The 368-nt window shown below is 58.4% G+C and carries 1 protein-coding gene; it reads left to right on the forward strand.

The genetic code is table 11. The features are described from left to right. Positions 1-9 precede the first annotated feature (9 nt). Positions 10-368, forward strand: a 359-nt coding sequence (locus EVJ32_RS16100; RefSeq protein ID WP_236639535.1) for a transposase, incomplete at its 3' end; no start/stop codon positions are given.

Consider the following 368-nt stretch of genomic DNA (forward strand, 5'->3'; position numbering starts at 1 on the left):
GCGATCCCGATGATGCCAGACCTGCCGAACATGCCGCCGAGCCCGTATGCGGCGCTTTACGATCTGTTGATCCCTGCCGATGACGAGCTACGGCTCATCCACGATCTCGTATCGTTCGATTTCGTCACCGACCTGCTCGCGGACACGTATTGTCACGACAACGGGCGGATGGCCGTCCATCCTGTCCGGATGTTCAAATATCTGTTCCTCAAGGCGCACTCGAACCTATCGGATGTCGATCTCGTCAGACGGGCGAGGACCGACCTCACCTATAAGTATTTCCTGGATCTCGCGCCGGAGGACGGCGTCATCAACCCGTCCTCGCTCACGAAATTCCGCCGCCAACGCATGGACGACGACAAACTGCT

It is taken from the genome of Exiguobacterium sp. SH5S4 (assembly GCF_004337045.1).
GTDB lineage: Bacteria > Bacillota > Bacilli > Exiguobacteriales > Exiguobacteriaceae > Exiguobacterium > Exiguobacterium aurantiacum_A.